The sequence below is a fragment of the Rahnella sp. PD12R genome (assembly GCF_019200965.1).
GTDB lineage: Bacteria > Pseudomonadota > Gammaproteobacteria > Enterobacterales > Enterobacteriaceae > Rahnella > Rahnella laticis.
In genome coordinates, this window is sequence record NZ_JAHTMS010000005.1 from 138,135 (window position 1) to 163,859 (window position 25,725).

Annotated in this window: 18 protein-coding genes, 1 tRNA gene, 1 other RNA gene and 1 pseudogene; 15 read left to right on the forward strand and 6 right to left on the reverse strand. The window is 54.3% G+C overall.

Translation table 11 applies throughout. The features are described from left to right. Nucleotides 1-11: 11 nt before the first annotated feature. Nucleotides 12-3,644, reverse strand: coding sequence for an urea carboxylase (uca, locus tag KWG64_RS11780; protein WP_218522119.1), 3,633 nt, complete (start codon nucleotides 3,642-3,644; stop codon nucleotides 12-14). Nucleotides 3,645-3,656: 12 nt separating this feature from the next. Beyond that, nucleotides 3,657-5,504: an allophanate hydrolase gene (atzF, locus tag KWG64_RS11785; protein WP_218521983.1), complete on the reverse strand. Its 1,848-nt coding sequence runs from the start codon at nucleotides 5,502-5,504 to the stop codon at nucleotides 3,657-3,659. Between the two features lie 270 nt (nucleotides 5,505-5,774). Between atzF and KWG64_RS11790 the strand changes: the two genes are divergently transcribed. The 7 genes from KWG64_RS11790 to KWG64_RS11820 all read left to right on the forward strand — a co-directional run bounded on the left by KWG64_RS11790 (nucleotide 5,775) and on the right by KWG64_RS11820 (nucleotide 11,168). Further along, nucleotides 5,775-6,236 (forward strand): hypothetical protein, encoded by a 462-nt coding sequence (locus KWG64_RS11790; protein ID WP_218521984.1) that lies wholly within the window; start codon nucleotides 5,775-5,777, stop codon nucleotides 6,234-6,236. A gap of 94 nt (nucleotides 6,237-6,330) precedes the next feature. Then, nucleotides 6,331-7,776, forward strand: coding sequence for a carboxylesterase (locus KWG64_RS11795; RefSeq protein ID WP_218521985.1), 1,446 nt, complete (start codon nucleotides 6,331-6,333; stop codon nucleotides 7,774-7,776). Nucleotides 7,777-7,862: 86 nt separating this feature from the next. Then, nucleotides 7,863-8,327 (forward strand): MarR family winged helix-turn-helix transcriptional regulator, encoded by a 465-nt coding sequence (locus KWG64_RS11800; RefSeq protein WP_195825621.1) that lies wholly within the window; start codon nucleotides 7,863-7,865, stop codon nucleotides 8,325-8,327. 136 nt (nucleotides 8,328-8,463) lie between these two features. Beyond that, nucleotides 8,464-8,886, forward strand: a complete 423-nt coding sequence (locus KWG64_RS11805) for an organic hydroperoxide resistance protein (RefSeq protein WP_195825622.1) — start codon at nucleotides 8,464-8,466, stop codon at nucleotides 8,884-8,886. Between the two features lie 259 nt (nucleotides 8,887-9,145). Then, nucleotides 9,146-10,825 carry a kdo(2)-lipid A phosphoethanolamine 7''-transferase gene (gene eptB, locus KWG64_RS11810; protein WP_218521986.1) on the forward strand — a complete coding sequence of 560 codons (1,680 nt, stop codon included), beginning with the start codon at nucleotides 9,146-9,148 and terminating at the stop codon, nucleotides 10,823-10,825. Nucleotides 10,826-10,927: 102 nt separating this feature from the next. Further along, a tRNA-Pro gene (locus tag KWG64_RS11815) sits at nucleotides 10,928-11,004 on the forward strand. 35 nt (nucleotides 11,005-11,039) lie between these two features. Then, a non-coding RNA gene (locus KWG64_RS11820) (RtT sRNA) lies at nucleotides 11,040-11,168 on the forward strand. Nucleotides 11,169-11,257: 89 nt separating this feature from the next. On the opposite strand, the pseudogene KWG64_RS11825 reads toward KWG64_RS11820, so the two are convergent. Next, nucleotides 11,258-11,518, reverse strand: a pseudogene (locus KWG64_RS11825) (LysR family transcriptional regulator); the annotation flags it as partial. A 728-nt stretch (nucleotides 11,519-12,246) separates the two neighbouring features. On the opposite strand from KWG64_RS11825, the gene dppA reads away from it, so the two are divergent. The 8 genes from dppA to KWG64_RS11865 all read left to right on the forward strand — a co-directional run bounded on the left by dppA (nucleotide 12,247) and on the right by KWG64_RS11865 (nucleotide 20,123). Next, complete coding sequence (gene dppA, locus KWG64_RS11830; protein WP_195814885.1) at nucleotides 12,247-13,854, forward strand: dipeptide ABC transporter periplasmic-binding protein DppA; 1,608 nt, start codon at nucleotides 12,247-12,249, stop codon at nucleotides 13,852-13,854. A gap of 200 nt (nucleotides 13,855-14,054) precedes the next feature. After that, complete coding sequence (gene dppB / locus KWG64_RS11835) at nucleotides 14,055-15,074, forward strand: dipeptide ABC transporter permease DppB (protein WP_195814884.1); 1,020 nt, start codon at nucleotides 14,055-14,057, stop codon at nucleotides 15,072-15,074. Nucleotides 15,075-15,084: 10 nt separating this feature from the next. Then, nucleotides 15,085-15,999, forward strand: coding sequence for a dipeptide ABC transporter permease DppC (gene dppC, locus KWG64_RS11840; RefSeq protein ID WP_195825625.1), 915 nt, complete (start codon nucleotides 15,085-15,087; stop codon nucleotides 15,997-15,999). A 10-nt stretch (nucleotides 16,000-16,009) separates the two neighbouring features. Continuing rightward, the gene (gene dppD / locus KWG64_RS11845; protein ID WP_195814882.1) at nucleotides 16,010-17,035 is read left to right on the forward strand and encodes a dipeptide ABC transporter ATP-binding protein; all 1,026 of its coding nucleotides are present in this window, start codon (nucleotides 16,010-16,012) and stop codon (nucleotides 17,033-17,035) included. Then, the gene (dppF, locus tag KWG64_RS11850) at nucleotides 17,025-18,038 is read left to right on the forward strand and encodes a dipeptide ABC transporter ATP-binding subunit DppF (protein ID WP_104923792.1); all 1,014 of its coding nucleotides are present in this window, start codon (nucleotides 17,025-17,027) and stop codon (nucleotides 18,036-18,038) included. Before dppD ends, dppF begins: the two co-directional genes overlap by 11 nt. Before the next feature lie 254 nt (nucleotides 18,039-18,292). Continuing rightward, entirely contained in the window at nucleotides 18,293-19,195 is a 903-nt protein-coding gene (locus tag KWG64_RS11855) for a DUF3289 family protein (protein WP_218521987.1), read from the forward strand. Continuing rightward, nucleotides 19,192-19,635 carry a DUF943 family protein gene (locus tag KWG64_RS11860; protein ID WP_218521988.1) on the forward strand — a complete coding sequence of 148 codons (444 nt, stop codon included), beginning with the start codon at nucleotides 19,192-19,194 and terminating at the stop codon, nucleotides 19,633-19,635. The genes KWG64_RS11855 and KWG64_RS11860 overlap by 4 nt, the downstream gene beginning before the upstream one ends. Before the next feature lie 47 nt (nucleotides 19,636-19,682). Continuing rightward, nucleotides 19,683-20,123: a DUF943 family protein gene (locus KWG64_RS11865; RefSeq protein WP_218521989.1), complete on the forward strand. Its 441-nt coding sequence runs from the start codon at nucleotides 19,683-19,685 to the stop codon at nucleotides 20,121-20,123. 94 nt (nucleotides 20,124-20,217) lie between these two features. Here KWG64_RS11865 and KWG64_RS11870 read toward each other — a convergent pair whose 3' ends face one another. From KWG64_RS11870 to KWG64_RS11880, 3 genes are read right to left on the reverse strand one after another with little or no spacing between them, the layout of a single operon-like run. Beyond that, the gene (locus KWG64_RS11870; RefSeq protein WP_195826042.1) at nucleotides 20,218-21,231 is read right to left on the reverse strand and encodes a glycosyl hydrolase family 8; all 1,014 of its coding nucleotides are present in this window, start codon (nucleotides 21,229-21,231) and stop codon (nucleotides 20,218-20,220) included. A 10-nt stretch (nucleotides 21,232-21,241) separates the two neighbouring features. Then, nucleotides 21,242-21,721 (reverse strand): cellulose biosynthesis protein BcsD, encoded by a 480-nt coding sequence (gene bcsD / locus KWG64_RS11875; RefSeq protein ID WP_195814880.1) that lies wholly within the window; start codon nucleotides 21,719-21,721, stop codon nucleotides 21,242-21,244. Nucleotides 21,722-21,739: 18 nt separating this feature from the next. Then, nucleotides 21,740-25,699, reverse strand: coding sequence for a cellulose biosynthesis protein BcsC (locus KWG64_RS11880; protein WP_218521990.1), 3,960 nt, complete (start codon nucleotides 25,697-25,699; stop codon nucleotides 21,740-21,742). Nucleotides 25,700-25,725 lie beyond the last annotated feature (26 nt).

The window sequence follows — 25,725 nt, forward strand, 5'->3', positions numbered from 1 at the left end:
CCAGAACGGCGTTATACGGCTGCGTCCAGCCACAACAAAGCATCGCCCGGCCCGACCGGACGGCCCTGCTGGCAACTGATTTTCAGTACCGTACCGGCGCACGGTGCGTTAACGGACAACTCCATTTTCATCGCCTCGACGACAATCAGCGGCTGGCCTTCTTCGACCTGCTGGCCCGGTTCCACCAGAATTTTCCAGACGTTGCCGTTGAGATCGGCGCTGACTAAATGCCCGTCCTGATCGGTTTCGTCTTCCACTAACTGCACGGCATTGGCGGCGGCTTCCACGGCAGCGCTTTCCGCTTCATGCCAGTGCGCCACTTCACGGCTGAACGCGTCGGCCTGTCTGGCGCGGAATCCAGTAATATCGGCGGCGTTATCGGCTAAGAATTGGGTGTATTGCGCAAAGTCGAACTCAGTTTCTTCGATGCGGATTTGTGCCCGGCCTTCGCGGAAAGCGTCGCGCTGAAGATCCAGCTCGGCTTCACTGACTTCATAGAAACGCACCTGATCGAAGAAATGCAGGAGCCACGGTTCGCCGTTTTTGAACTGTTCGTTCCTGAGGAATTTGTTCCAGATAGGCAGCGTGCGGCCGACCAGCTGATAGCCACCCGGCGAATCCATGCCATAGATGCACATATACATGCCGCCGATGCCGACCGTGCCTTCGGCGGTGAACGTGCGCGCCGGGTTGTATTTAGAACTGAGCAGACGATGGCGCGGATCGACCGGCACCGCGCAAGGCGCGCCGAGATACACATCGCCCAACCCGAGGATCAGGTAGCTGGCGTCGAAAATGATTTTTTTCACGTCTTCGCGGCTGGCCAGCCCGTTGGTGCGCTGGATGAAATCCACGTTATTGGGCAGCCACGGCGCGTCGGCGCGCACGGTTTGCTGATAGCGTTCAACTGCGCCGAGCGTGGCGGAATCTTCAAACGCCATCGGCATATGCACGATGCGGGTCGGGATTTTGAGCTGGCTGACGTCCGCCAGATGGTGTTCGAGCGTCAGTAAATGCTGAAGCAGCGCACTCTGGTGCAGCACGCGGCTGTCGTAGCGGATTTGCAGTGAACGCACGCCCGGCGACAGCTCTTCGATACCTGCCTGACCGGCCGCTTTAATGGCATTCATCAGCAGATAAATGCGCATGCGCACCGCCAGATCCAGCACGTTATCGCCGTACTCAATCAGCACGTAGCCATCGCCCGCCTGCCGGTATTCCACCGACGGGCGTTCCGCAGTGGCCGGTAACGCAGCAAGAACCGTCGCGGAAACCGTGGTGTCCGGCAGCAGCGACGGCGCCGGCAGCGCCATTGCATTGACGGGCATCAGTGAATCAATCGTGCCTTGTTGCGCCAGTTCAAGCGCCTGCGCCTGTTCGAAACTGATCGGATGGAAACGGATTTTATCGCCCGGTTTGACCTGACCGACTTTCCACAGCTCGGCTTTGGCGATGGTCACCGGGCAGACGAAACCGCCGAGGCTTGGCCCGTCGCGCGTCAGAATGACCGGGAAATCGCCGGTGAAGTTGATTGCGCCGATGGCGTATTCGCAGTCATGCACGTTCGACGGATGCAGACCGGCTTCGCCGCCGTCCTGCCGCGCCCATTGCGGTTTCGGGCCGACCAGCCGCACGCCGAGGCGGTTGGAGTTGTAATGCACCTGCCATTCGGCTTCGAAGAACGTTTCAATAGATTCGCGGGTGAAGAAATCCGGCGCGCCGTGCGGGCCGTAAAGCACGCCAATGTTCCAGATTTCGCCATAAGGCTGAACGATATTGGCAGCGGCGGCCTGCGGTAAATCCACCGGCGCGGGCGTGGTGCAGGCGGCAAGTTCCGGCTGCGAAACGGCCAGCATGTCCGCGACACGCAGCGTGCGGCCTGCGTGGCCACCAAACTGTCCGAGCGCAAAGGTCGAGCGGCTGCCGAGATAAACCGGCACATCAAACCCGTTACGCACCGCCAGATAAGTGCGGCAGCCCTGCGTGGCGCGGCCCAGCGTCAGCGTCTGGCCGGCTTTCACCGGCACCGGCTGCCAGTAAGCGACGCTTTCACCGTCGAGATCGGCCGGGCAGCGAGCGCCGGTCAGCGCGATGGTCGCGTCACAATGAAAACGCAGCACCGGCCCCTGAAGCGTGAATTCCAGCCCGGCGGCGTCGAGATGATTCCCGACAATGCGGTTGGCGAGGCGGAACGCAAAATCGTCCATCGGCCCGGAAGGCGGCACGCCGATATCCCAGTAGCCGAGACGGCCCGGATAATCCTGCACGCTGCTGTAGGTGCCGGGCGCAATCACTTCGACGGCGTTTGGCGCGTAGACAAAACTGTCGAGCATCCGCGTCCACATTTCGCCTTCGCGGAACACCGGCGTGGCGACGACCTGACGCAGGTAATCAATATTGGTGGCGATGCCGTGCAGGCGGGTGGCGGCCAGCGCGGCAGACATTTTTGCCAGTGCGTCCTGGCGATCTTTACCGTGAACAATCAGCTTGGCGATCATCGGATCATAAAATGCCGACACTTCGCTGCCGGTTGAAACCCAGCCGTCCACGCGAACATCAGGCGGGAAAAACACTTCGGTCAGCACGCCGGGGCTCGGCTGGAAATTTTTCAGCGGATCTTCGGCGTAAATACGCACTTCCACCGACGCGCCCTGCGGGGCTTTTTCCAGCGCAGGCCAGTCCATCGGTTCGTCTGCGGCGACCTGCAACATGCACTCGATTAAATCCAGGCCGGTGACCATTTCGGTGACCGGATGCTCGACCTGCAAACGGGTATTCACTTCGAGAAAATAAAATTCGTCGCGCGCGGCGTCATAAATAAATTCAACCGTTCCGGCGCTGCGGTAATTAACCGATTCGCCGAGCTGAACGGCGGCACGGTGCAACGCTTCGCGGCTGGCCTGCGGCAGATTGGGGGCGGGCGTTTCCTCCACGACTTTCTGATTGCGGCGCTGCAACGAGCAGTCACGCTCGCCGAGTGCCACCACGCGGCCTTTGCCGTCGCCAAAAATCTGCACTTCGACATGCCGGGCGCGATCGACAAAGCGTTCCAAAAATACGCCGGCATCACGGAAAAACTGTTCGCCGAGGCGCTTCACGCTGTCCCACGCGGCGCGCAATGCGTCTTCGTCGTCGCAGCGCGTCAGGCCAATGCCACCGCCGCCTGCGGTACTTTTCAGCATCACCGGATAACCGATTTCCGCAGCGGCGCTGACCGCATCGTCAATGCTGTCGAGCAAACCGGTGCCCGGCGTCATCGGCACACTGGCGGCTCCGGCTAATTCACGGGCGCGATGTTTGAGGCCAAACTCGCGGATTTGTCCGGCGGTCGGGCCGATAAACGCGATACCCGCCGCTTCGCAGGCGTCGGCAAACTCTGCGCTTTCGGATAAAAACCCGTAGCCGGGATAAATCGCCTGCGCGCCGGATTCTTTCGCGGAGGCCAGAATTTTGTCGATCATCAGGTAGCTTTCGCTGGCCTTCTCGCCGCCGAGCGCGATGGCAATATCGGCATCCGTGACGTGCGGCGCATTGCGGTCGGCGTCGGAATAGACGGCAACGCTGGCGATGCCCAGACGTTTCAGCGTGCGGATCGCGCGGCAGGCAATTTCGCCACGGTTGGCGATCAGAACTTTAGTAAACATCATCGTGGCTCCTCAGCTTTTTACCGGTGAATTGAGGCTCTGGATATAACTTCTCCAGCCGCCAAAATGGGTGATGTCGGTGGCGTCGGGAATTGCCCACGGCTCGCAGATAAAGCCTTTCACCGTGCGGCCATCGGCCAGTTCGAGCGAACCTATGCCCAGCGGCGCCGGGATTTCTGCGACAAACTCCCCGAAGCGTGCCAGCGGGATATCCCACAGTTCGACGATAATCGCGCTGCCGCCTTCTGCCCTGACCAGCCCCGGCTTCGGCGGTGTGGTATTGGCGAGCGCATAAAGCTTGTAACGGGCGGCGGTGGTGGTTTGCTCTGCGCGAACCGCGTTGCGGCGGGTGAGCTGAAAATTGAGCGGCATGCCGGTCAGGTGCGCACCGACCACGGCGACGCGCACGCACGCCGGGCTGAGCGGCGCAGAAACCATGAATTCTTCCGGTTTCACCGTAAGACCGGTGGCACCGAGGGGCAGATTCAGGCTGCGCTGCCACTGACGGCCAAAACTGGCGAGCGCATCGTCGTGCCAGGCCGGGGCGATCAGCGTGATCCCGGCGGGCAGGCCGTCGGCGCGCATTCCGGCGGGCAGCGCCAGCGCAGATAAATCCGCCAGATTGGTGAAGTTGGTGTAAATCCCGAACTGCGAGTTGTAGAGCACCGGCTCCTGCGCCATCTCTTCCAGCGTGCGGATGGTCGGCGAGGTCGGCACGACCAGCGCATCAAACCCTTCCAGCGCCAGATTGATTTTGCGCGCCAGTTCCGCCCGCAGATATTCCGCCCGCCACGCATCGCAGGCGGTGTATTTCAGGCCGCTGGCGACAATGCCGCGCACCACCGGATCCATCGCTTCCGGGCTTTCTTCAAAAATTGTCCCGACGGCCACCGTCCGTTCCGCCACCCATGCGCCGTAATAAAGCTGCCCGGCCAGCTCGCGGAACGGCGTGAAATCAATCGTTTCCAGCGTCACGCCGTTTTGGCGTAAACGCTCAAGCGCCTGGCTGAACGCGGCTTCGGCGAGATCATCCCCAAAAAACTCAAGACGATCGGGCACCGCAATACGCGGCTGAACCGGCAGGGCGAACGGGGCGGTGTGCGGGTTTTTACGCGAATAGGCATCGGCGGCGTCATATCCGCCAGCTGCATGAGCAACGGTTTGCGCATCGGCGACAGTCAGGGCAAAAACGGATACGGCATCATTGAGGCGGCAGGCTGGCACCACGCCGGTATTCGACAGCCAGCCTTTGGTGGGTTTCAGGCCGACGATATTATTAAAACCGGCGGGTACGCGGCCGGAACCGGCGGTGTCTGTCCCCAGCGAAAACGCCACCAGACCGCGCGCCAGAACCGATGCGGAGCCGGAACTGGAACCGCCGCTGACATATTGCGGATTGAAGGTGTTTCGCACCGCGCCAAACGGTGAACGCGTGCCGACCAGGCCGGTCGCAAACTGATCGAGATTGGTTTTGCCAATGACGATGGCACCTTTGGCTTTCAGATTGGCGACCACGGTGGCGTCAGCTTGCGCGGTGTAGGCAAAGGCGGGGCAGGCGGCCGTGGTCGGCCAGCCCGCGATATCAATATTGTCTTTTACGGCAAATGGCACGCCAAACAGCGGCAGGGCGGAAAGAGAGCCTTCGGCCTGACTGCGCAGGGTTTCCAGACGGGTGATCTGCGCTTCAAGCTGCTCCGCCGTGGCGAGATAAAGCCAGGCATTGTCGGTTTTGCTCAGGCTGCCTGAAACCAGTGAAAGCGTGGTTCGCAGGCTGTCCGGCGCGTTGCGGTAATGTTGCTGCCATTCCCGCAGCGTAAAACCGCGGTAAGGCGAGGTAACGGAGTCTGAAGTTGCAGCCATGTTTTGAATTCCATCTAGTACACAAGATTGAATTCATCTAAGCAAGCGCTGTGCCACATCATTATTTATTGATTTTAAATGATTTATTATTTGTTGCACGAATGGGTTGCTCATTTGTTGCACCACGGACGGAATGCAACTGAACAAAAATGGGGCGATTTTGTGCGCGATGTCTCGCAAGAATAAGATTAAAGCCGTTTGTTGATTGAACCGGTATATAGTTGTCTGAATCGATGATTTATTATTGTTTGCAGAAAAGTGAGCGAATTTATGACACAGGAAACGATCGACCATTCAACACTGGTTTGTCTGGTAGAAGCAGGCGCGATTGGTCATCTCAATGTGACTGCACAACAAGGAGGATGGACAATAATGATCAGATACGGCGAACATCAGCGCACCTTAGTGGCACAACGCAGTGGGAAAATACGGGTATTTAAGCGCTTCGACACATTGGCAGCCTATCTCAAAGACATGGGGATAAATCAGTTTGAAGTGGATATTACCGACTATGATCCTGAAGGTAGCGGTAAAGGAACGCGCCCCGACCGTTCGGCTGCATTGAAACGCGCCCATGAAGCGGCAGCTTTCGACGAAACGGCCTTTGACCTCTGGTTTCGCGAAAGAGTTAAAGAATCACTGGATGATCCGCGTCCCGCCATCCCGCATGAAGACGTTAAAGCTCAGTTTGCCGCCCGCAAAGAGGCATTGCTGAAAGGGCGGGACAAGTAAATTACAGAACGATTTATTGCATCACGGAAACAGAAATTCAGATTGTCAGACTTGTACATACCGCTCAGCACTGGCCTTAGGAAAACACAAGCTAATGCAATTCCGTCACCTCTTTGAACGCCTGAAAAAACTGTTACTGGCGCTTATTCTTATCGTGCTGACTTTGTTGGCGGTTCGCACTTACGACGCATTACAGGGGCCGGCGCTGGAGCCGTGGCACAAGCTGGTTCCGGATGAACTGAGCGCGTCGCAGCTGGATAAAAGCGACTGGGCTGCCTATTTACGGGCCGAGCAGCAGGCATTTCTGGAAGTGAAGCAGCAGGTGACGGACAAACTCGATGCTGAAGACCGTATTCCGCTGAACCGGTATTACGACCGCAGCCCGGTTTATCCTGAACATTTTGCGCAGGACTGGAACCGCTCATATGAGCTGATGCCAGACGGTAAACCGGTCGGTGCGGTGGTGTTATTGCACGGCCTGACGGACTCGCCCTACAGCCTGCGTCACATTGCTGAAGATTATCGCCGTCGTGGTTTTGTGGCGGTGGGGATCCGTCTGCCGGGGCATGGAACCGTACCGGGCGGCCTGACGCGCGTTGACTGGGAACAATGGCTGGCTGCCACGCGGCTGGCGGTGAGAGAAGCGCATCGTGCGGCCGGTGAAAATGTTCCGTTGCAGATCGTCGGTTTCTCCAATGGCGGTGCGCTGGCGATGAAGTACACGCTGGATACGCTGGACGACAAATCTCTGGTGCGCCCGACGCGTGTGGTGCTGGTTTCCCCGATGATCGGCGTCACCCGTTTTGCACGTTTCGCCGGATACGCCGGCTGGCCGTCGATCTTCCCGGCCTTTGCCAAAACTGCCTGGCTGAATCTGATGCCAGAATTTAATCCGTTTAAATACAATTCATTCCCGGTGAAAGCGGCGCGGCAGTCTTATCTGCTCACCCATGTTTTGCAGCAGCAAATCAGCGAGGATGCGCAGTCGGGCAAGCTGGCGCAATTGCCGCCGCTGCTGGCTTTCCAGTCGGTGATTGATTCTACCGTCAGCACCCGCGCGGTGGTCACGGCATTATTTAATCAGCTTCCCGCCAACGGCAGTCAGCTGGTGTTGTTTGATATCAACCGCAACGCCTATGTTGGCCCGCTGCTGCGGCCTGCGGCGGAAACCGCCGTTGAACGTCTTCTGCCTGCGCCGCCGCGCGCGTACCAGACAACCATTATCACCAATGCCTCACCGGATGACGCCGCCGCGATTGCGCAGGTGACGCAGGCAGGGCAGACCACAGTCAGCAGCAGCCCGCTGGGGCTAAATTATCCTTCGGAATTCTATTCGTTATCGCACGTTGCGTTGCCTTTCCCGACGGATGATTCGCTTTACGGACGAAACCCTCAAGGCCCGGCGCAGTTCGGTATTCATCTTGGCACGCTGGCTGCCCGGGGTGAAAATGGTGCGCTGGTGGTGAGTATGGATCAGCTGATGCGGGTTTCTTCCAATCCTTTTTATCCGTATATGCTGAAAAGAATTGAAGGGTTTTGAATGAGATGCGCGGAAATCATCCGTTGATGATTAAATAATCATTAAAATCGCTTGCGATAATATAGCGCACTATATATATTGAAAGCATGAAGACGACAACAGACACTGACTTAACGCACAGCAGCATGCTACATCTTGATCAACAGATGTGTTTTGCCCTGTATTCCGCGAATCTTGCGCTGCACAAAGTGTACCGCAAGCTGCTCGGGCAGCTCGACCTCACCTATCCGCAATATCTGGTGATGTTGGTTCTCTGGCAGCGTGATGAAGTCACGGTTTCTGATATTGGCGAAAAGCTGTTTCTGGATTCCGCGACGCTAACGCCGTTGTTGAAACGTCTCGAAGCGGCGGGTTTACTGGTTCGTCAGCGTGCAAAAGCCGATGAACGTCAGGTGATTATTACCCTGACCGGCGAAGGTAAAGCCTTACGTGAAAAAGCTCAGGGCATTCCGGAAGCGATTTTTTGCGCCACAGAATGCAATATGGGCGAGATTACTGCGCTGAAACAGCAACTTGAAGCACTGCGCGGCCATCTTCAGGATAAAGCCTGAGAAGAATGATTCAGCAAACGGAACGGAAGGCAGCATTTTCACTCCGTTTGTTTGCGGTAAATAAGTAGCGTGCGATTAAATCGCATAATGAATTTTAAGTATTTTCCTCATCAATCTCATCGAAAAGGAACGAAATATGTCTATTGAAAAAGTGGTATATCGTGCTCACGCTTCTGCAACCGGTGGCCGTGATGGTCGTGCGACATCTGATGATGGCGTTCTGGACGTTAAGCTGGGCGTGCCAAAAGAGATGGGTGGAATGGGCGGCGGCACTAACCCTGAACAACTGTTTGCAGCCGGTTATTCCGCCTGCTTCCTCGGCGCACTGAAAGCCGTTGCCGCGCAGGAAAAAATTAAAATCCCTGCGGATGCAAAAATTGAAGGCGCAGTGGGTATTGGCGCAATCCCTGGCGGTTACGGGATTGAAGTTCAGCTTGATATCACGCTGCCTGGCTTTGAACGCAGCGAAGCCGAAGCGCTGGTCGCTAAAGCGCATCTGGTTTGCCCGTACTCAAACGCAACCCGTGGTAACATCGACGTAACGCTCAATATCAAATAACTGAAGCAGAATCAGCGCCTTCACCAGGGAGCTGTGAGTGTACCAATAAGAAGAAAATGACAAGGGGGCTTCGGCCCCCTTTTTCGTGCCGCAAACAAATTCAAAAATGATCACGTCCCGCCTGCAAGGCACGCCAGACGCAGAACTTTCCGGAATTATGTATATAAACGTAATCTCGGCATTATCTGTGAACTCGCCTCGCACAATCATGTCACAATGATTCAGAATTTTAAAAAACACATTTGGAATGTAACGTTTTATGAATAGAGTGAAGACTCTATCGCAGCAAAATATCTCTTTATTGTTAGCGATTTACATTGGCATATTCCTGAACGCCTCGGTGTTCCAGCGCCGTTTCGCAGCGTTGATCCATCAGTTCACACCCACTGAGCTGATTCAGGCGATCACGGAAGTTTGCGCCATCGTCCTGTTTACCTTCTTTGTGCTGCGTTTACTGTCGCTGGGCGGAAAAATGTTTTTCCGCGTGGTGGCCAGTTTGCTGGTGCTGATTTCCGTCGCCGCCAGTTATTACATGATGATGTTCAATGTGGTGATCGGATACGGCATCGTGGTGTCCGTGATGACGACGGATATCGATCTCAGTAAGGAGATCATCGGTCTGCCGCTGTTTATCTGGATGGCGCTGGTCAGCGCTTTACCGCTGGTTCTGATCTGGAAAAATGACCTGCGGCAAACGCTGATTGAGCAGATGAAAACGCCGGGACAGCGACTGCTCCCGCTGGGCGTGATGCTGGCGACGGTTCTGCTGGTCTGGCTGCCGCTGCGTTCGCTTGACCACGCGCAAAGCGTCAATGAGAAAAAAACCAACGTTGATTTGCCAAGTTACGGCGGCGTTGTGGCGCACTCGTATTTGCCGTCTAACTGGCTGGCTGCGCTCGGTTTATATGCTTACACGCAGGTCGATGAAAGCCAGGACGCTGGTAATTACCTGGATCCGGCCAAAGAGTTTACCTACGTGCCGCCGGCGGATATCGACGATACCTATGTGGTGTTTATTATCGGCGAAACGACCCGCTGGGATCACATGGGAATTCTTGGGTACGAGCGCGACACCACGCCGCGCCTGTCAAAAGAAAAGAATCTGGTGGCATTTCGCGGGACATCATGTGACACCGCGACCAAGCTTTCGCTGCGATGCATGTTTGTCCGTGAAGGCGGAACAGAAGACAACCCGCAGCGAACCCTGAAAGAACAAAATATCTTTGCCGTGATGAAATCGCTGGGTTTCACCTCGGAGTTGTTCGCGATGCAAAGCGAGCTGTGGTTCTACAATAATGCGGATACCAATAACTTCTCTTTCCGCGAAATTATTGCATCAGAGAAGCGCAACGACGGTAAACCGGTTGATGACATGCTGCTGGTGAATGAATTACAGGAATCGCTGAAGAACCATCCGAAAGGCAAACATCTGGTGATTCTGCATACCAAAGGCTCGCATTACATGTATTCCCAGCGTTATCCGCGCAGTTATGCCCGTTTTACGCCGGAATGTATGGGCAACACCTGTAGCAAAGCGGAGCTGATTAACGCCTTTGATAACAGCGTTTTGTATACCGATACCTTTATCGACAGCGTGATTGATCAGCTGCGCGATAAAAAGGCGCTGGTGTTTTATGCCGCTGACCACGGCGAGTCAATCGATGAAAACTCACACCTGCACGGCACGCCGCGTGAAATGGCGCCGCCGGAGCAGTTCCGCGTGCCGATGATCGTCTGGGCTTCGGATACTTTCCTTGAACAGGCCGATCACAAGCAGGCGTTTGAGCAGTTACAGGCGCAGCAGCGGGTCGGGGAGAAGAAGCGCCATGTCGAACTTTTCGATTCGATTTTAGGCTGTCTGGGATATACGTCGCCAGACGGGGGTATTAACCCGGCGAATAACTGGTGTGCAAAACCTCAGGCTGAACAGAAGCTTTAGGCTATTTTGACGGCGCATCGGATGATTTATGGTCAGTCAGCATTTAAGTTTTAAAAAGCCGTTGACGCTCTGAAACCGCCGCAGTAAGATGCGCCCCACTCGCGGCGAGTAGCGCAGCTTGGTAGCGCAACTGGTTTGGGACCAGTGGGTCGGAGGTTCGAATCCTCTCTCGCCGACCATATTGGAAAAGCCTGCTTTTTTAAGCAGGTTTTTTTTCGTCCGAAGTTTATGAGGATGAGAACCTCCGAAGGAGGGTTGAGCCGAGCGAAGCGAGACAACGTTGCTTTAGCAACGGCCCGCAGGGCGGGCATCGAAGATGCGCGTAATCCTCTCTCGCCGACCATATTTGAAAAGCCTGCTTTTTTAAGCAGGTTTTTTTTCGTCTGTATTTTGGCTCATTGCCACTCTTTAATGATTTTCCATCGCCGTGCAGGCATGACGTTCCCGCAGATCACTCCTCAACTGCGCCATCGAATCCACCAGATCGGCAGCAGTTTGCTGAAAGTCTTCGCCTTCCGGCGTCAGGCGTATCGGGTACGTTTTGCGATCAAAAAGCGGGACACCTAACCATTCTTCCAGCTGCCTGATGCGGCGGCTCAGCGCTGACTGGGTGATGTTTCTTTCGCTGGCGGCTCGCGTGAAGCTGTAGCAATGAGAGACGCTGAGAAAATCTTCAAACCACTTCAGTTCCATCCTAAAACCTCTGGCGGGTGACAAGCTTCACAGTCTTGCAAAAAATACGCCAGGATTTAAAAAGTCATTAACACATTAGTTTCAATCCATTTCCGCCCTATACGGTCCTGATGCCGGAAAAACAGGCGATTTTTGTACGGATATTCGTCTGCACCACGATCGCGCATTTGCGCTATTTTGGGGGCTTTTCAGGGAACAGAGGCCAACTTGATTTCTGACGAGTCGGAGCCGTTTGCCGCACTTCCCAGCATTTTCCGCTGGTTTTCACCCCGATCTCAAAAATAACCGTTCATATATTCATCATTTAGCCAGAAATTTTTAGGGATTTAAAATGGGTGAAACCCCCAGGAATATTCTTTTACATGGCGGATTGTGTGGGTATTGGCCGTCATGACTGAACATTCATCCTGCATTCGTTAATAAAATGTTTTTTTATGTTTGTTTGCTGTTACTCACAGTCTGTGTAAATGCCTGATGGTTATATTGACGTCACGGATAGGAGTTGCCAAATTGATAGCCCCAAGGAAGACCAGTGATTATTTCCGGTAAGGTTTTGTAAAGCCAGCTTTACAGAACGCAGGAAAAAAATGGCAGTTCACCATGCTCTGGTTGGACTTATTGCAGCGCACGAGCAAACACAGTCACCCGCAAATAAAAATAAAGGGTGACGTGAGCTGTAAAACACAACACACACATCCACATCACCATTAATCGATGGAGCAGAAGCGATGACAATCTCTTTAGGTAAGTCGGGGCTACTGAAATTCAGTATGGGCCTGATTGCGCTGACCGTTGCGGCCAGTGTCCAGGCAAAAACGTTAGTGTATTGCTCTGAAGGTTCACCTGAAGGCTTTAACCCTCAGTTGTTCACCTCCGGCACCACGTATGACGCAAGCTCCGTGCCTATCTACAACCGTCTGGTTGAGTTCAAAATCGGGACCACAGAAATCCAGCCTGGTCTGGCAGAGAAGTGGGACGTTTCCGCTGACGGCAAAACGTACACCTTCCATCTGCGCAAAGGCGTGAAATGGCAGGATAACAAGGACTTCAAACCGACCCGTGATCTGAATGCGGACGACATCATTTTCTCCTTCGAACGTCAGCTGGATAAAAACAACGCTTACCACGGCGTTTCCGGCGGCAGCTACGAATACTTCGAAGGTATGGGCATGGGCGATCTGATCAACAAGATCGTGAAAGTGGACGACAATACCGTGCAGTTTGTCCTGAACCGCCCTGAGTCTCCATTCCTGGCTGACCTCGCGATGGACTTCGCTTCCATTCTGTCTGCGGAATACGCTGACAACATGCTGAAAGCGAAAACGCCTGAGAAAGTTGACCTGGATCCTATCGGTACTGGTCCGTTCCAGCTTCTGCAATACCAGAAAGATTCGCGCATCCTCTACAAAGCCTTCCCGGGCTACTGGGGCACCAAGCCGCAGATCGACCGTTTAGTCTTCTCCATCACGCCTGACGCCTCCGTGCGTTACGCGAAATTGCAGAAAAACGAATGCCAGGTCATGCCGTACCCGAACCCGGCTGATATTGCGGCAATGAAGAAAGATAAATCCATCAACCTGATGCAACAGCCAGGTCTGAACGTGGGTTACCTGTCCTTCAACGTTGAGAAAAAACCGCTGGATGAAGTGAAAGTGCGTCAGGCACTGACCATGGCTGTGAACAAAAAAGCCATCATCGACGCGGTTTATCAGGGTGCTGGTCAGCCAGCTAAAAACCTGATCCCACCAACAATGTGGGGCTACAACAAAGACATCGTGGATTACCCGTACGATCCGGCTAAAGCCAAAGAGCTGCTGAAAGAAGCAGGTCACGCAGACGGTTTCACTATCGACCTGTGGGCAATGCCAGTACAGCGTCCGTACAACCCGAACGCACGCCGTATGGCTGAAATGATCCAGGCTGACTGGGCGAAAATTGGTGTGAAAGCCAACATCGTGACTTACGAGTGGGGCGAATACCTCAAGCGTGCGAAAAACGGTGAGCACCAGTCTGTGATGATGGGCTGGACCGGCGACAATGGGGATCCGGATAACTTCTTCGCGACCCTGTTCAGCTGTGCCGCTGCGAAAGACGGTTCCAACTACTCCCGCTGGTGCTACAAGCCGTTTGAAGATTTGATCCAGCCAGCCCGTGCTGAATCTGATCACGCCAAACGTGCTGCGCTGTACCAACAGGCTCAGGTTGTGATGCATGACCAGGCGCCTGCGCTGATCATCGCTCACTCCACTGTGTACGAACCTGTTCGTAAAGAAGTCAAAGGCTATGTGGTTGATCCGTTAGGCAAACACCACTTCGAAAACGTCTCAATGGAGTGATCGCCTGCTGAATAACCCGGGAGCTGCGTTGTGTGGTACTCGCAATCTTCGCCTGCCTGAAGGTATGTCTTGATTGCTGTGCCCCTCCGCCTTGCTCGCGGGCCATTCAGTACAGCCTTGATTCTCAAGAAAGAAATGTGAGCCACAATAAGCCCGGAGCGCTACGGTTCTCCGGGCATTTTATACAGAGAGTACGGGATATGTTGCAGTTCATACTCCGACGTTTGGGGTTAGTTATCCCAACGTTTATCGGCATTACTTTGCTGACTTTTGCCTTCGTACACATGATACCAGGCGACCCGGTCACTATTATGGCAGGCGAGCGCGGTGTTTCCCCCGAGCGTCATGCCCAGTTAATGGCAGATATGGGGCTCGACAAGCCTCTTTATCAACAATACTTCAAGTACGTGAATGGGGTGCTGCACGGCGACCTGGGCACGTCATTAAAAAGCCGCACGCCTGTCTGGCAGGAATTCGTGCCGCGCTTTAAAGCCACGCTGGAGCTGGGTATCTGCGCGATGATCTTTGCGATCATTGTCGGTATTCCTGTCGGGGTGCTGGCGGCAGTGAAAAGGGGCTCGATATTCGATCACACGGCCGTGGGAATATCGCTGACCGGCTATTCAATGCCCATATTCTGGTGGGGGATCATGCTGGTTATGCTGGTCTCGGTGCAATGGAATCTGACGCCCGTATCGGGGCGAATAAGCGATACCGTCTTCCTCGACGACAGCCTGCCGCTGACCGGCTTTATGCTGATCGACACGCTGTTCTGGGGCGAACCGGGTGATTTCGTGGATGCCGTCATGCACATGATCTTACCGGCTATCGTTCTGGGCACCATTCCGCTGGCGGTGATTGTGCGTATGACCCGTTCTTCCATGCTGGAAGTGCTGGGTGAAGACTACATCCGTACCGCGCGCGCCAAGGGCGTCAGCCGTATGCGGGTGATCGTCATTCACGCCTTGCGTAATGCGCTGTTGCCGGTCGTGACCATCATTGGTTTGCAGGTCGGTACGCTTTTGGGCGGCGCCATCCTGACGGAAACCATCTTCTCCTGGCCTGGACTTGGCCGGTGGCTGATTGACGCACTCCAGCGCCGCGACTATCCGGTCGTGCAGGGCGGGGTGTTGCTGGTCGCTACTCTGATCATCGTGGTTAACCTGCTGGTAGACGTGCTCTACGGCGTGGTCAACCCGCGTATTCGCCACAAGAAATAAGGGGCGCACAATGTCTCAAACCACTGAGCCAGTCGCTAACGAGTTAGTGACGGCTGCGCCAGCGCCGATGCCGCCACTGCGCGAATTCTGGCACTATTTTAAGCGTAACAAAGGGGCCGTAACCGGTCTGGTTTACATCATCATCATGCTGATCCTGGCGGTTGGCGCGAACTTCATCGCCCCGCACGCACCGGCTGAACAGTTCCGCGATGCGTTGCTGCGTCCTCCGGTCTGGATGCAAGGCGGCAGCTGGAAATTCCTGCTGGGCACTGACGACGTGGGCCGCGATATTCTTTCGCGTCTGATGTATGGCGCGCGTTTATCGCTGCTGGTCGGCTGTCTGGTCGTGGTGCTTTCCCTGATCCTCGGCGTGGTTTTCGGCCTGTTTGCCGGTTACTACGGCGGTGTCGTGGACGCCATCATCATGCGGGTGGTCGATATCATGCTGGCCCTGCCAAGTCTGTTGCTGGCGCTGGTGCTGGTGGCGATTTTCGGTCCGTCGATAGTCAACGCCTCGCTGGCGCTGACGTTCGTCGCCCTGCCGCACTATGTCCGCTTAACCCGCGCGGCGGTGCTGGTGGAAGTGAATCGTGACTACGTGACCGCTTCGCGCGTCGCCGGTGCCGGTTCTGCGCGCCAGATGTTCATCAATATTTTACCTAACTGCTTAGCGCCGCTGATTGTTCAGGCATCGCTCGGCTTCTCCAACGCCATCCTCGATATGGCAGCGTTGGGCTTCCTCGGTATGGGCGCACAGCCGCCAACGCCTGAGTGGGGCACCATGCTGTCTGACGTTTTACAGTTTGCTCAAAGTGCCTGGTGGGTCGTGACCTTTCCGGGTGTGATCATTCTGTTGACGGTGCTGGCATTTAACCTGATGGGTGATGGCCTGCGTGATGCCCTCGACCCTAAACTCAAGCAGTAAGGGGTTGGAGATGGAAACAACATTAACGAATGACGTTCAGGTCGGTAAAACATTGCTGACCGTGGACAAACTCTCCGTTCACTTTGGTGACGAAGGTACGCCGTTCCGCGCCGTAGACCGTATCAGTTACAGCGTGAAGCAGGGCGAAGTGGTCGGGATTGTCGGTGAATCCGGCTCGGGTAAATCGGTCAGTTCACTGGCGCTGATGGGGCTTATCGACTTCCCAGGCAAAGTGATGGCGGAAAAACTGGAGTTCGGTGGCCGCAATCTTCAGGGGATCAGCGAAAAAGAGCGCCGTCAGATTGTCGGTGCGGAAGTCGCGATGATTTTCCAGGATCCGATGACCAGCCTGAACCCGTGCTACACCGTCGGTTTCCAGATTATGGAAGCCATCAAGGTGCATCAGGGTGGCAACAAAAAGACCCGCCGTCAGCGCACCATCGACCTGCTGAATCTGGTCGGTATTCCTGATCCGGCTTCGCGTCTCGACGTGTATCCGCATCAGCTTTCCGGCGGGATGAGCCAGCGTGTGATGATCGCGATGGCAATCGCCTGTCGTCCAAAATTACTGATTGCCGATGAGCCGACCACCGCGCTCGACGTGACCATTCAGGCGCAGATCATCGAGCTGCTGCTTGAGCTGCAACAGAAAGAGAACATGGCGCTGATGCTGATCACCCATGACCTGGCGCTGGTGGCGGAAGCCGCGCATCACATCATCGTGATGTATGCCGGTCAGGTGGTGGAATCGGCCAAAGCCACGGAGATTTTCCGTGCGCCGCGCCATCCGTACACTCAGGCGCTGCTGCGCTCGTTGCCGGAATTTGCGGCGGATAAAGCCCGTTTGCAGTCATTGCCGGGCGTGGTGCCGGGTAAATACGACCGCCCGAGCGGTTGTCTGCTGAACCCGCGCTGCCCGTATGCAACTGACCGTTGCCGTAAAGAAGAACCTGCGCTGCGTGACCTCGCGAACGGGCGTCAGTCGAAGTGCCATTATCCGCTGGATGATGCCGGGAGACCTACTTATGAGTCCTGATAACACCCAACCGCAGCCGCTGTTGCATGCGATTGACCTGAAAAAACATTACCCGGTGAAGAAAGGGATGTTCGCCCCGGAACGTACCGTAAAAGCGCTCGACGGTGTGTCTTTCACGCTGGAACGCGGGAAAACGCTGGCAGTGGTCGGTGAATCCGGCTGCGGGAAATCCACGCTGGGCCGATTGCTGACCATGATTGAAGTGCCAACCGGCGGTGAGCTTTATTATCGCGGTCAGGATTTGCTGAAACCGGATGCCACGGCAGAAAAGCTGCGTCGTCAGAAGATCCAAATCGTGTTCCAGAATCCTTACGGATCGCTGAACCCGCGCAAGAAAGTCGGTCAGATCCTCGAAGAACCGTTGCTGATCAACACCAAACTGACGGCTGCCGAACGCCGTGAAAAAGCGCTGGCGATGATGGCGAAAGTGGGCCTGAAAACGGAACACTACGACCGTTATCCGCACATGTTTTCCGGCGGTCAGCGTCAGCGTATTGCTATCGCCCGTGGTCTGATGCTCGACCCGGACGTGGTGATCGCCGATGAGCCGGTTTCCGCGCTCGACGTTTCTGTCCGTGCGCAGGTGCTGAACCTGATGATGGATTTGCAGCAGGATCTGGGGTTGTCCTACGTCTTCATTTCTCACGATTTGTCCGTTGTGGAACATATCGCCGACGAAGTGATGGTGATGTACCTTGGCCGCTGCGTGGAGAAAGGCTCGAAAGACGCCATCTTCAGCAACCCGCGCCATCCGTACACACAGGCGCTGCTGTCCGCCACGCCACGTCTGAACCCGGACGAGCGCCGTGAGCGCATCAAACTGACCGGTGAGCTGCCAAGCCCGCTGAACCCGCCAGCCGGTTGCGCGTTCAACGCCCGCTGCCGCCGCGCGTTCGGCACCTGCAAGCAGTTCCAGCCACAGCTGAAGCAATACGGTGATCAGCTGGTCGCCTGCTTTGCCGTCGATCAGGATGAAAACGGAACCACGCAAACCGTCGCGTAATTCTGACGGATTTGCAGAAATGACAAAGCCCGCGAAAGCGGGCTTTTTTGTGGGTGATTTATTTTAAGACGACCACACAGATCAATAATGGGTTAAAAAATGAGAATATCATATCTGTCGTGTCTGAAAGGTTGATGGTAAGTATATTTAACCTGCCAGTGATTTTATGCATTAAATATAAGTATATATTATTGATTTATATTTGCTCGGTGAATTATGGATAGCAGTAACAAACAAATTTAAAAGGAATTAATATGTCAGGCATACGGTTGCCAGCTTTAATTTATGCCACCCCCGCAGGGGCTAAGTCCTCAGATGACCTGCGCTATGGGGATCTAACAGAACAACAGCTAAAATCGGCTTACCATCTTGATGATATATCGACAAAGGTTGATCCCTACAGGTTCACAAAAAAAGACCCGGTTACCCTCAGTCCAATGCAGGACTACGACTTATTTAACAAACCGTCAACAATACTTATCGATCCTTTCAAAGCAACACCTTCCCGGTTTAGTTATCTTCAGGAAGATGAAAACAAAAATAAAATCTCAAAGGAGGAATGTATCAGTTTACTTTTTGATGAGTTAAGAAGCCTGTCGCGCCCTTTTGCATTGTATGGGCTTTACAGCGGTTTAATCGTCAAAATGATAAATCATTTGCAAAGCAATAGCGGTCTGCGCTTCAAGGACCCTCTTTTAAATATGGCACTGAAAGACCAGATCATGCATGATTTTTCCAGTGATAGCAGTTTAAAAAGAATAAAATATATTCTGGCTTACAATATAGATTGGAAGCTAAAAATATTCCCGGAGATCGCCAGGTCGTTACTAACTTTAGAGATAAGCCGCGGAATCGTTCCAAAATTTGACCGATTAAAAGACAGGGTCAATGGAATGGGAATTACAGTTCATGATACCTATGCAACTCAGATAACGTTAAAGGTACTCTCAATCAGTAATACAGGTTTCGATGCTTGTATTAATTATAAGTCACAAGATCATTTTGGTTTGGATAAAGACGATATTCTGAAAGGAAGATTTAACTCTCTCAGATTTTTCAGAATTTGGTTTATTTTGCAACGTTATGAAAAATTAGCATTCAAGCCTTTTGTGACTGAAATGGAAACGGACGTTTATCTGTCAGGTGGAAGACCATGAGAAAGACAATAGTGATAGCTACTATTCTATGTATTGCCATGTCAGCATATATGCTGCTCTTTAGAAAAACAGAAATAATTTTCGTACACCATGTGAAAGGGGAAACAGACATAGTTGTCAGAAACTTCCCTCTGACTCAGGCTGGTAAAATAATTTGGTGGGAAAACAATAAGGATAGCCTTCTACTAAAAAATGACATATCTGATGTTGATGAATACGGTAATTATTTTGTAGGTATAGAAGATATTGGAGTGGGATTTGTAAGCGTCTCAGAGGCAAGATTTTCATCATGGTATTCGTTTTCAAAGAATGATCTTATTTGTTTCGATGAAATAAAATCTGAAAGCAGATGCATAGAGAAAAAAAATTTAATGATGATCAATAATGGAAGAGATAATAAAACCTACTACTACATTGACGGGGATTCTATAACAAAATGACAAGAATATTTTTACGTCATTGTATCAAATGGATTGTTGAATTACTAATGAGTAGAAAAAACATTACTGTAAGTGTTTTGCTGGCTTCATTATTATTATTTCGATTCTTTGTTAGAAATCCGGAAATTATTCATGTGGAGCAAAGTGTGGCAATGATGGATCTTGTGATCAAAGAACCTCCTTTGACCCGGAAAGGTAAAATTACATGGTGGGAATCTAACGAAACTATTATTAAAAAGAAATATGGTTCACCAAAGGGTGATGAAAATGGTGTTTACTTTATCAACCTTTTAGATGGCGGAAATGGGCTTCAGAAATTAGCTGAAGATAGCTCAAATTGGTTTTCTTTTACTCAAAGGAAATTTTACTGTTTTGATGAAATAAAATCAGAAGAAAGGTGCTTTGAGAATCATATAATAATGACGATTTTTCACGACGAAAGTAATAAAGTTCATTATCTGATAAATGATGAGGAAATATTAAATTAGCCACAAAGTGAAGAGTGAAAATTCAATTTGTGGCGATGAACTTCATAAATCCAGCATCTTTCTCGTAGATAACGAGGATTATTTCAAACCCAGTTTAACCTTTATGACTCGCCCACCAGCTCAGCAGCTGGAGGCAGGAAGAATAATAGTCATCCTTCGGTGCCAGAGTCGGGCTGATGGCGCTGGCATTGGCCATGGTGAAATCACGGATGGCTAACAGGCCCGGCGACATGTTGTAGCTGGCTTTGGTGCCGGTCATGACGTCAATCCAGGCCGGTGTCGCGGTACGCGGAGATTTCTGCCACCACAGAATAAACGGCGCCAGCTGCGGGCTGCCAGGATGTGCCCAGCCAAGATACAGCGGGATACGCACGGCGTCGTAGCTGAAACGCGTTGGCCAGCGGGTGGCCGGTTTCATCGTGCCGTCTGCCTGCATATCGACCCAGTCTGTCGGCAGGCGGAATTCACCAAATGCCATTTTGCTGAGCATCGCGGTGCCGCTTTCATCCAGATCTTTCCACACTTTTAAATGGCTGCGCGCAAAAAAAGCCTGCCAGGCGGGGAAGATGAAGTAAGACGGGTTGACCGTGATATTGCTGGTCTGATTGAAGCCTGATACGCCCGGCAGCATCACTTTGTAGCCCGCGTAATCAATCACGTTGTGTTTGATCAGCGCGGCCTGCAATTTGTCAGAAGCCTGGGTATAGCGGGATTCATTCCATTTATCCCCCGCCAGCAACAACGCCCAGGCGATGAGCGTATCGCCGTCAGAGGCGTTATTCTTGTCCGCGACATGGACGCTGCTGTTCGGGTCATAGCGCCATGAGTAGAGGCCGATATCTTTACGGTAAAGCGTTGTATTTGCCCACTGCCACAGTTTGTCGAATGTCGCCTGATCGTCATTGAACACCGCCAGCAACATGCTGAAACCCTGGCCCTCTGTGTGGCTGACGTTTTTATTGGCGGTATCAATAATTCGACCGTCTGGCATCAGAAAGCGGCTTTTATAAGCCGACCAGCCTGCATCCTGCGCCATTACTGAAGAACTGAAAAATGCAACAATAAGGCTGAACCACAGCACCAGGCTGTAGCGCCGAAATAACCACATATTAAATTCCTTACAAACCATTTTGATAGCGGAAAACAAAGGCGCCTTCCGGTGTGCTTTCCTGCCAGCGCAGGGGAACATAAGGCTGCCCGCCTTGTGATAACAACCATTCGGCATACAGACCTTCAAACAACGAAATCAGGGCGATACGCCATAATTCGTCATCCTGTCCTTGCGGCGACACCGGCCAGGCAATATGAACCAGCGCGAGCTGTTGCTGAGTGGCTTCCAGCTTCACCACACCCCAGTCAAAATGGCTGAGAATGTGGTTAATGTTATCTTCCAGTTCACCCAGCGTTGAAGAAGCCGGTAACGCATGCTGACGCGCCAGATTATTGCCCATCAGTGTGATAAAACGACGGCCATCTTCATCGTCGGCCGACGCCAGAATACCTGAAAAAAGCACCTGCACCAGGCTTTGCCAGCCTGGTGTGGTGTGACGCTGGCGGTAATATTCCTGCGCAACTTGTGCATAGTTTTGTTCTTGCATGGTTTTATTCCACCGGTGTTAATTTTGGCCCATCAGGTAACGGAAGTAGACCTGCGCGGTGCTTTCGTTGTAATCACCGAAAGTATCGTAGCCAACTTTTCCGCCAATCTGCATATTTTTATTCAGATGGTAGTTACCGCCAACGCCTGCGTTCCAGCCGATGCCATTTTGCGTTTTCCCGCCGTAATACGCTTCGGTGCCGTAGCCTTCTGCGACCAGATCTTCCAGCTGTTTCTGCAAGTCAGGGTTATTCGGGAAGTACGCACTCTTATCCTGAGAATAGGACTGATAGCCCACGGCGCCTGACAGTTTCAGATCCCAGTCGTCATACTTCTGGGTGTATTCCACCGGGAAGGAGACGCTGACGTAGTTCTGCGGGCTGAAGTAACCGCCCTGACCGTAGGAGTAGTAGCTGAGGTTCTTGTCGAAGTTCATGTAACCGACGTTGATCCCCGTTTTCAGCTCGCGGTCGTCATAACGATATGGACGAACGTACAACCCGGCGTTGGCATTTACCGACTGGTTGCTCTTCACGTTGTTACCCAGATAGCTGTAGTAACCGCCTTCGGCATAGAAACCGGCGTCGCCGTCATCGTAGGACAGATTAATGCTGCCGCCGTTTTTGGTGACCTGACCCCAGGTTTTGCCGCTGTAATTATCTTTGGTGCCGACGTAAGACAGAATACTGTCGGTGACCGCACGACGCTCAGCCGTCAGGCGCAGCGTTGTGAAATCAGTCAGTTTCGGTGCCCATTGCACACCACCGACCAGTGAGTTCAGATCCTGTCCGAGCGGCGTACTGCCGATATCCGCTTTATAGCTGTCGCCGGTCAGCGCGGCGTTCACTTCTACGCCGGTCGCGCTTTGGTTGCCTGCGGCGGGAGCGGAATACGTTGTCGGATCGGTGCCGGTAATCGTGTTGTAGGCCACGCACTGATCGGACGTTGCATTAGTCGATGTACAGTTTGTACTGGAGTTAGCCGCTGCGGCTGCCTGCAATTTGGCAAAGGTGCTGTAGTTTGCGATATCCAGACCGGCTGCGGCGGCGGCGGCTGCCACGTCTTTCTGCGCCGACTGTGCCTGCGCCAGCGCACCCTGACCAAACCGGGTATTGCCGGTGCCGGACGGGCTGCCTGCGCTGAGGGAAACTGGCGTAACGCCGATGCTCAGACGCGACGTATCAAACGGCACGAAAGCAAAGGTCATTGGCGCTTTCGCTTCGGTCAGCTGGCTGAGGCCGCTTTCACCGTCACGCCCGCGAATCGACATATCGCCCTGCGCCCAGGTCGCGGTTTTGCCCTGCAAATCGTCGAGCATGTCGTCGATCTGTTTTTCCGTTGCGGTACGCTGCGCGACGGCGGTTGGTACGGCAGGTGTCGGAATATTACCCGGCACCGAAACCTGATCAGAGACCTGCCACGGCAATACGGTGCCGTAAGAAGATTGTGTTGCCGGACGGCCCGGTGAAGTCCGCGTTGAGCGGTTGATAAACGGGTTGTCGCTGATCTGCAATCCGGCCACCTGCGCCGTACTGTCTGCGCCTTCCAGACCAATCATCTTGCCCTTCGCGGAACGCAGTAACGCCAGCGCCTGCTGGTGATCGCCCTGTGCTTCGGCCACGCGGGCTTCAAGTAACAAACGGTCCGGCGTACGTTCGCCGCGCAGGCCGGTTAACAGTTCCTGCGCCCGTTTGTTATCGCCTTCGCCCAGCGCGACGTTGATGGCACCGACGCGTGCATCCTGCGTCGGCGTATCGTTGAGCATCAGATAGTTATAAACCTGACCGGCCTGTTTATTGAGTTTGCCGGACTGATAAAGGCGCGCCATCGCCAGCATCAGATCGCGGTTTTGCGGATCCGCCTGAAGTGCGACGACCAGTTTGTCGTAAGCGGCGGCGTACTGGCCTTGCTCACGCAGCTGATCGGCCTGAGTGATCACGTATCCGTTACGCAGATTGGCCAGCGCGGTTGCGGATGTGCCGGACTGAATTTGCGGATTTTGCAGGAAAGCCTGCGCTTCGTTGCCCAGACCGGCGGAATTGAGCACGGTGATCTGATCGGCATAATCGCCCGCATTGCCGTTCACGCCCTGACGCATGTTCTGGCGAACCAGCTGCACGGCCAGCGGAACTTGCCCGGTGGCAGCGAGATTTTTTGCCAGTGCGCCGACATCGGCGGGCGCCGTTGGTGGGTTCTGCGCCAGTGCGCGCAAGGTATTGGCGGCCGCGGCGGTATTGCCCTGTTGCAGATAATTTTCGGCATCCGCCATTTGCGCATTGAAGTTGGCGCGCTGCGCCAGTTCACGCATACCCTGATTCTGGCTGCTGCGCGGAATGCGCGAGAGCAGGGCGTTGGCGGTGGCCCAGTTTTTGGTTTCGGATGCAAACAGCGCGGCGGCGTAAAGGTCTGCTGATGACGCGCCCGGACGCGAAGACGGCGCCATGATGGACTGCGCTTGTGCGGTCTGTCCCTGCGATTGCAGAATGCGCGCCATATCCAGTTTGACCCAGACGTTAGACGGCTGACGTTCCTGCGCCTGCTGAAGAATATTCAGCGCGCGCTGCGGATCGTTGTTGGCGACGGCCTGCGCGGCCTGGCGGCGCATCGGTTCGATGACGTCGGCCACGGTCGGCGGATTCATCTTCGCCTGCAAACTGGCTGGCAGGGTTTTCAGAACCTGATTGGCCTCAGCCGTTTTGTTTTGCTGACGCAGCACGTAGAAAAGCCCGGCGCGGGCATCGGCGTTGTCACCGAGTGCGCTGTACTGCTGTTCCGCACCGGCCAGATCGCCTTTGCGGCGCAGAATATCTGCACGCAGTAAACCGGCTGACTGACCTTTTTCACCGCCGACGGACGCCAGCGGGGTGACGGCGGCCAGCGCGGCGTCATAACTGCCGGACGCAGCGGCGGCTTTGGCTTTCGCCAGCTGGGCGTAAAACGCAGAATCCTGCGCCTGATTGCTCAGCTGCGCACTGTTCGCGCCGCCCTGTGCGGCGGCTTTGCTCAGATACTGCGACGCTTCTTCAAAGTTTCCGCTGCGCTGCGCGATGTAACCCAGACCGGCCAGTGCATCGGCGTCGTTCGGGTTATCGGCCAGCACGCTTTCAAACTTGGCTTTCGCGCTGTTGACGTCGCCGCTGTTCAGCGCCGTAAAGCCCTGACCCTTCGCCGCGCCGCCAATGTTTTTCTGGAAGTACGCCATCACGGCGGTGTCATTCGGATGACGCGCCTGATAGCCCTGATACAAATCGCGGTCATCTTCCTGCGGTGCCATCCACAACAAAGCCTGACGCAGCGAGCGGTCGGCTTCGGTGCTGGAACCGGCCATCGTGCTCAGCAGTTTGATCCCGTCGCGGCGGGTCGATTCCTGATACGTCAGCACTTTGCCTAATCCGAGGCGCGCCTGTGTGTCCTCCGGACGGGCGGCGACGCGCTGCTGCAATCCCTGAATGGCCTGCGGCTGGAGCGATTTGTCGCCCGCCATGGTCAGGTAATATTCGGTCGCCAGGCTGTCGAGCGGCTGGTTGCCGTTAAAAATAGTGCGGTAGGCAGAAAGCGCGCCGCTGACGTTCCCCTGCGCCGCCATCTGACGGGCAGACGCCAGCTGCGCCGGAGGAATAGACTGCATCGCTTTAGCGCTGTTGAGCGATGCCAGACGCGGGTCATCCGGCGAAACGCTGGACAGTTTCTGACGCCACTGGTTTGCCGCCGTTTTGTCGCCGCTTTGCATGGAATACAGCGACATCAGGTACAACGCCTGCGCGTTATTCGGCTCGACCAGCAGGACTTTCTGCAAGGCATCTTTCGCCAGATCATCGTGGGCGCGTTCATGCCAGTAAGCGGCCTGGTCAAACAGGGCTTTCATGGCCGGATTGGTGGTATCCGCCGCAAACGTGGTGGCACTGAAACTTGCAACTCCGGCGATCCCTACCAGATAAATAGCCCTGATCACCGCCAGGGACAGTTTATGTTTTTTCATTTTCCAGCTCCGGTAATCGCCAGGTT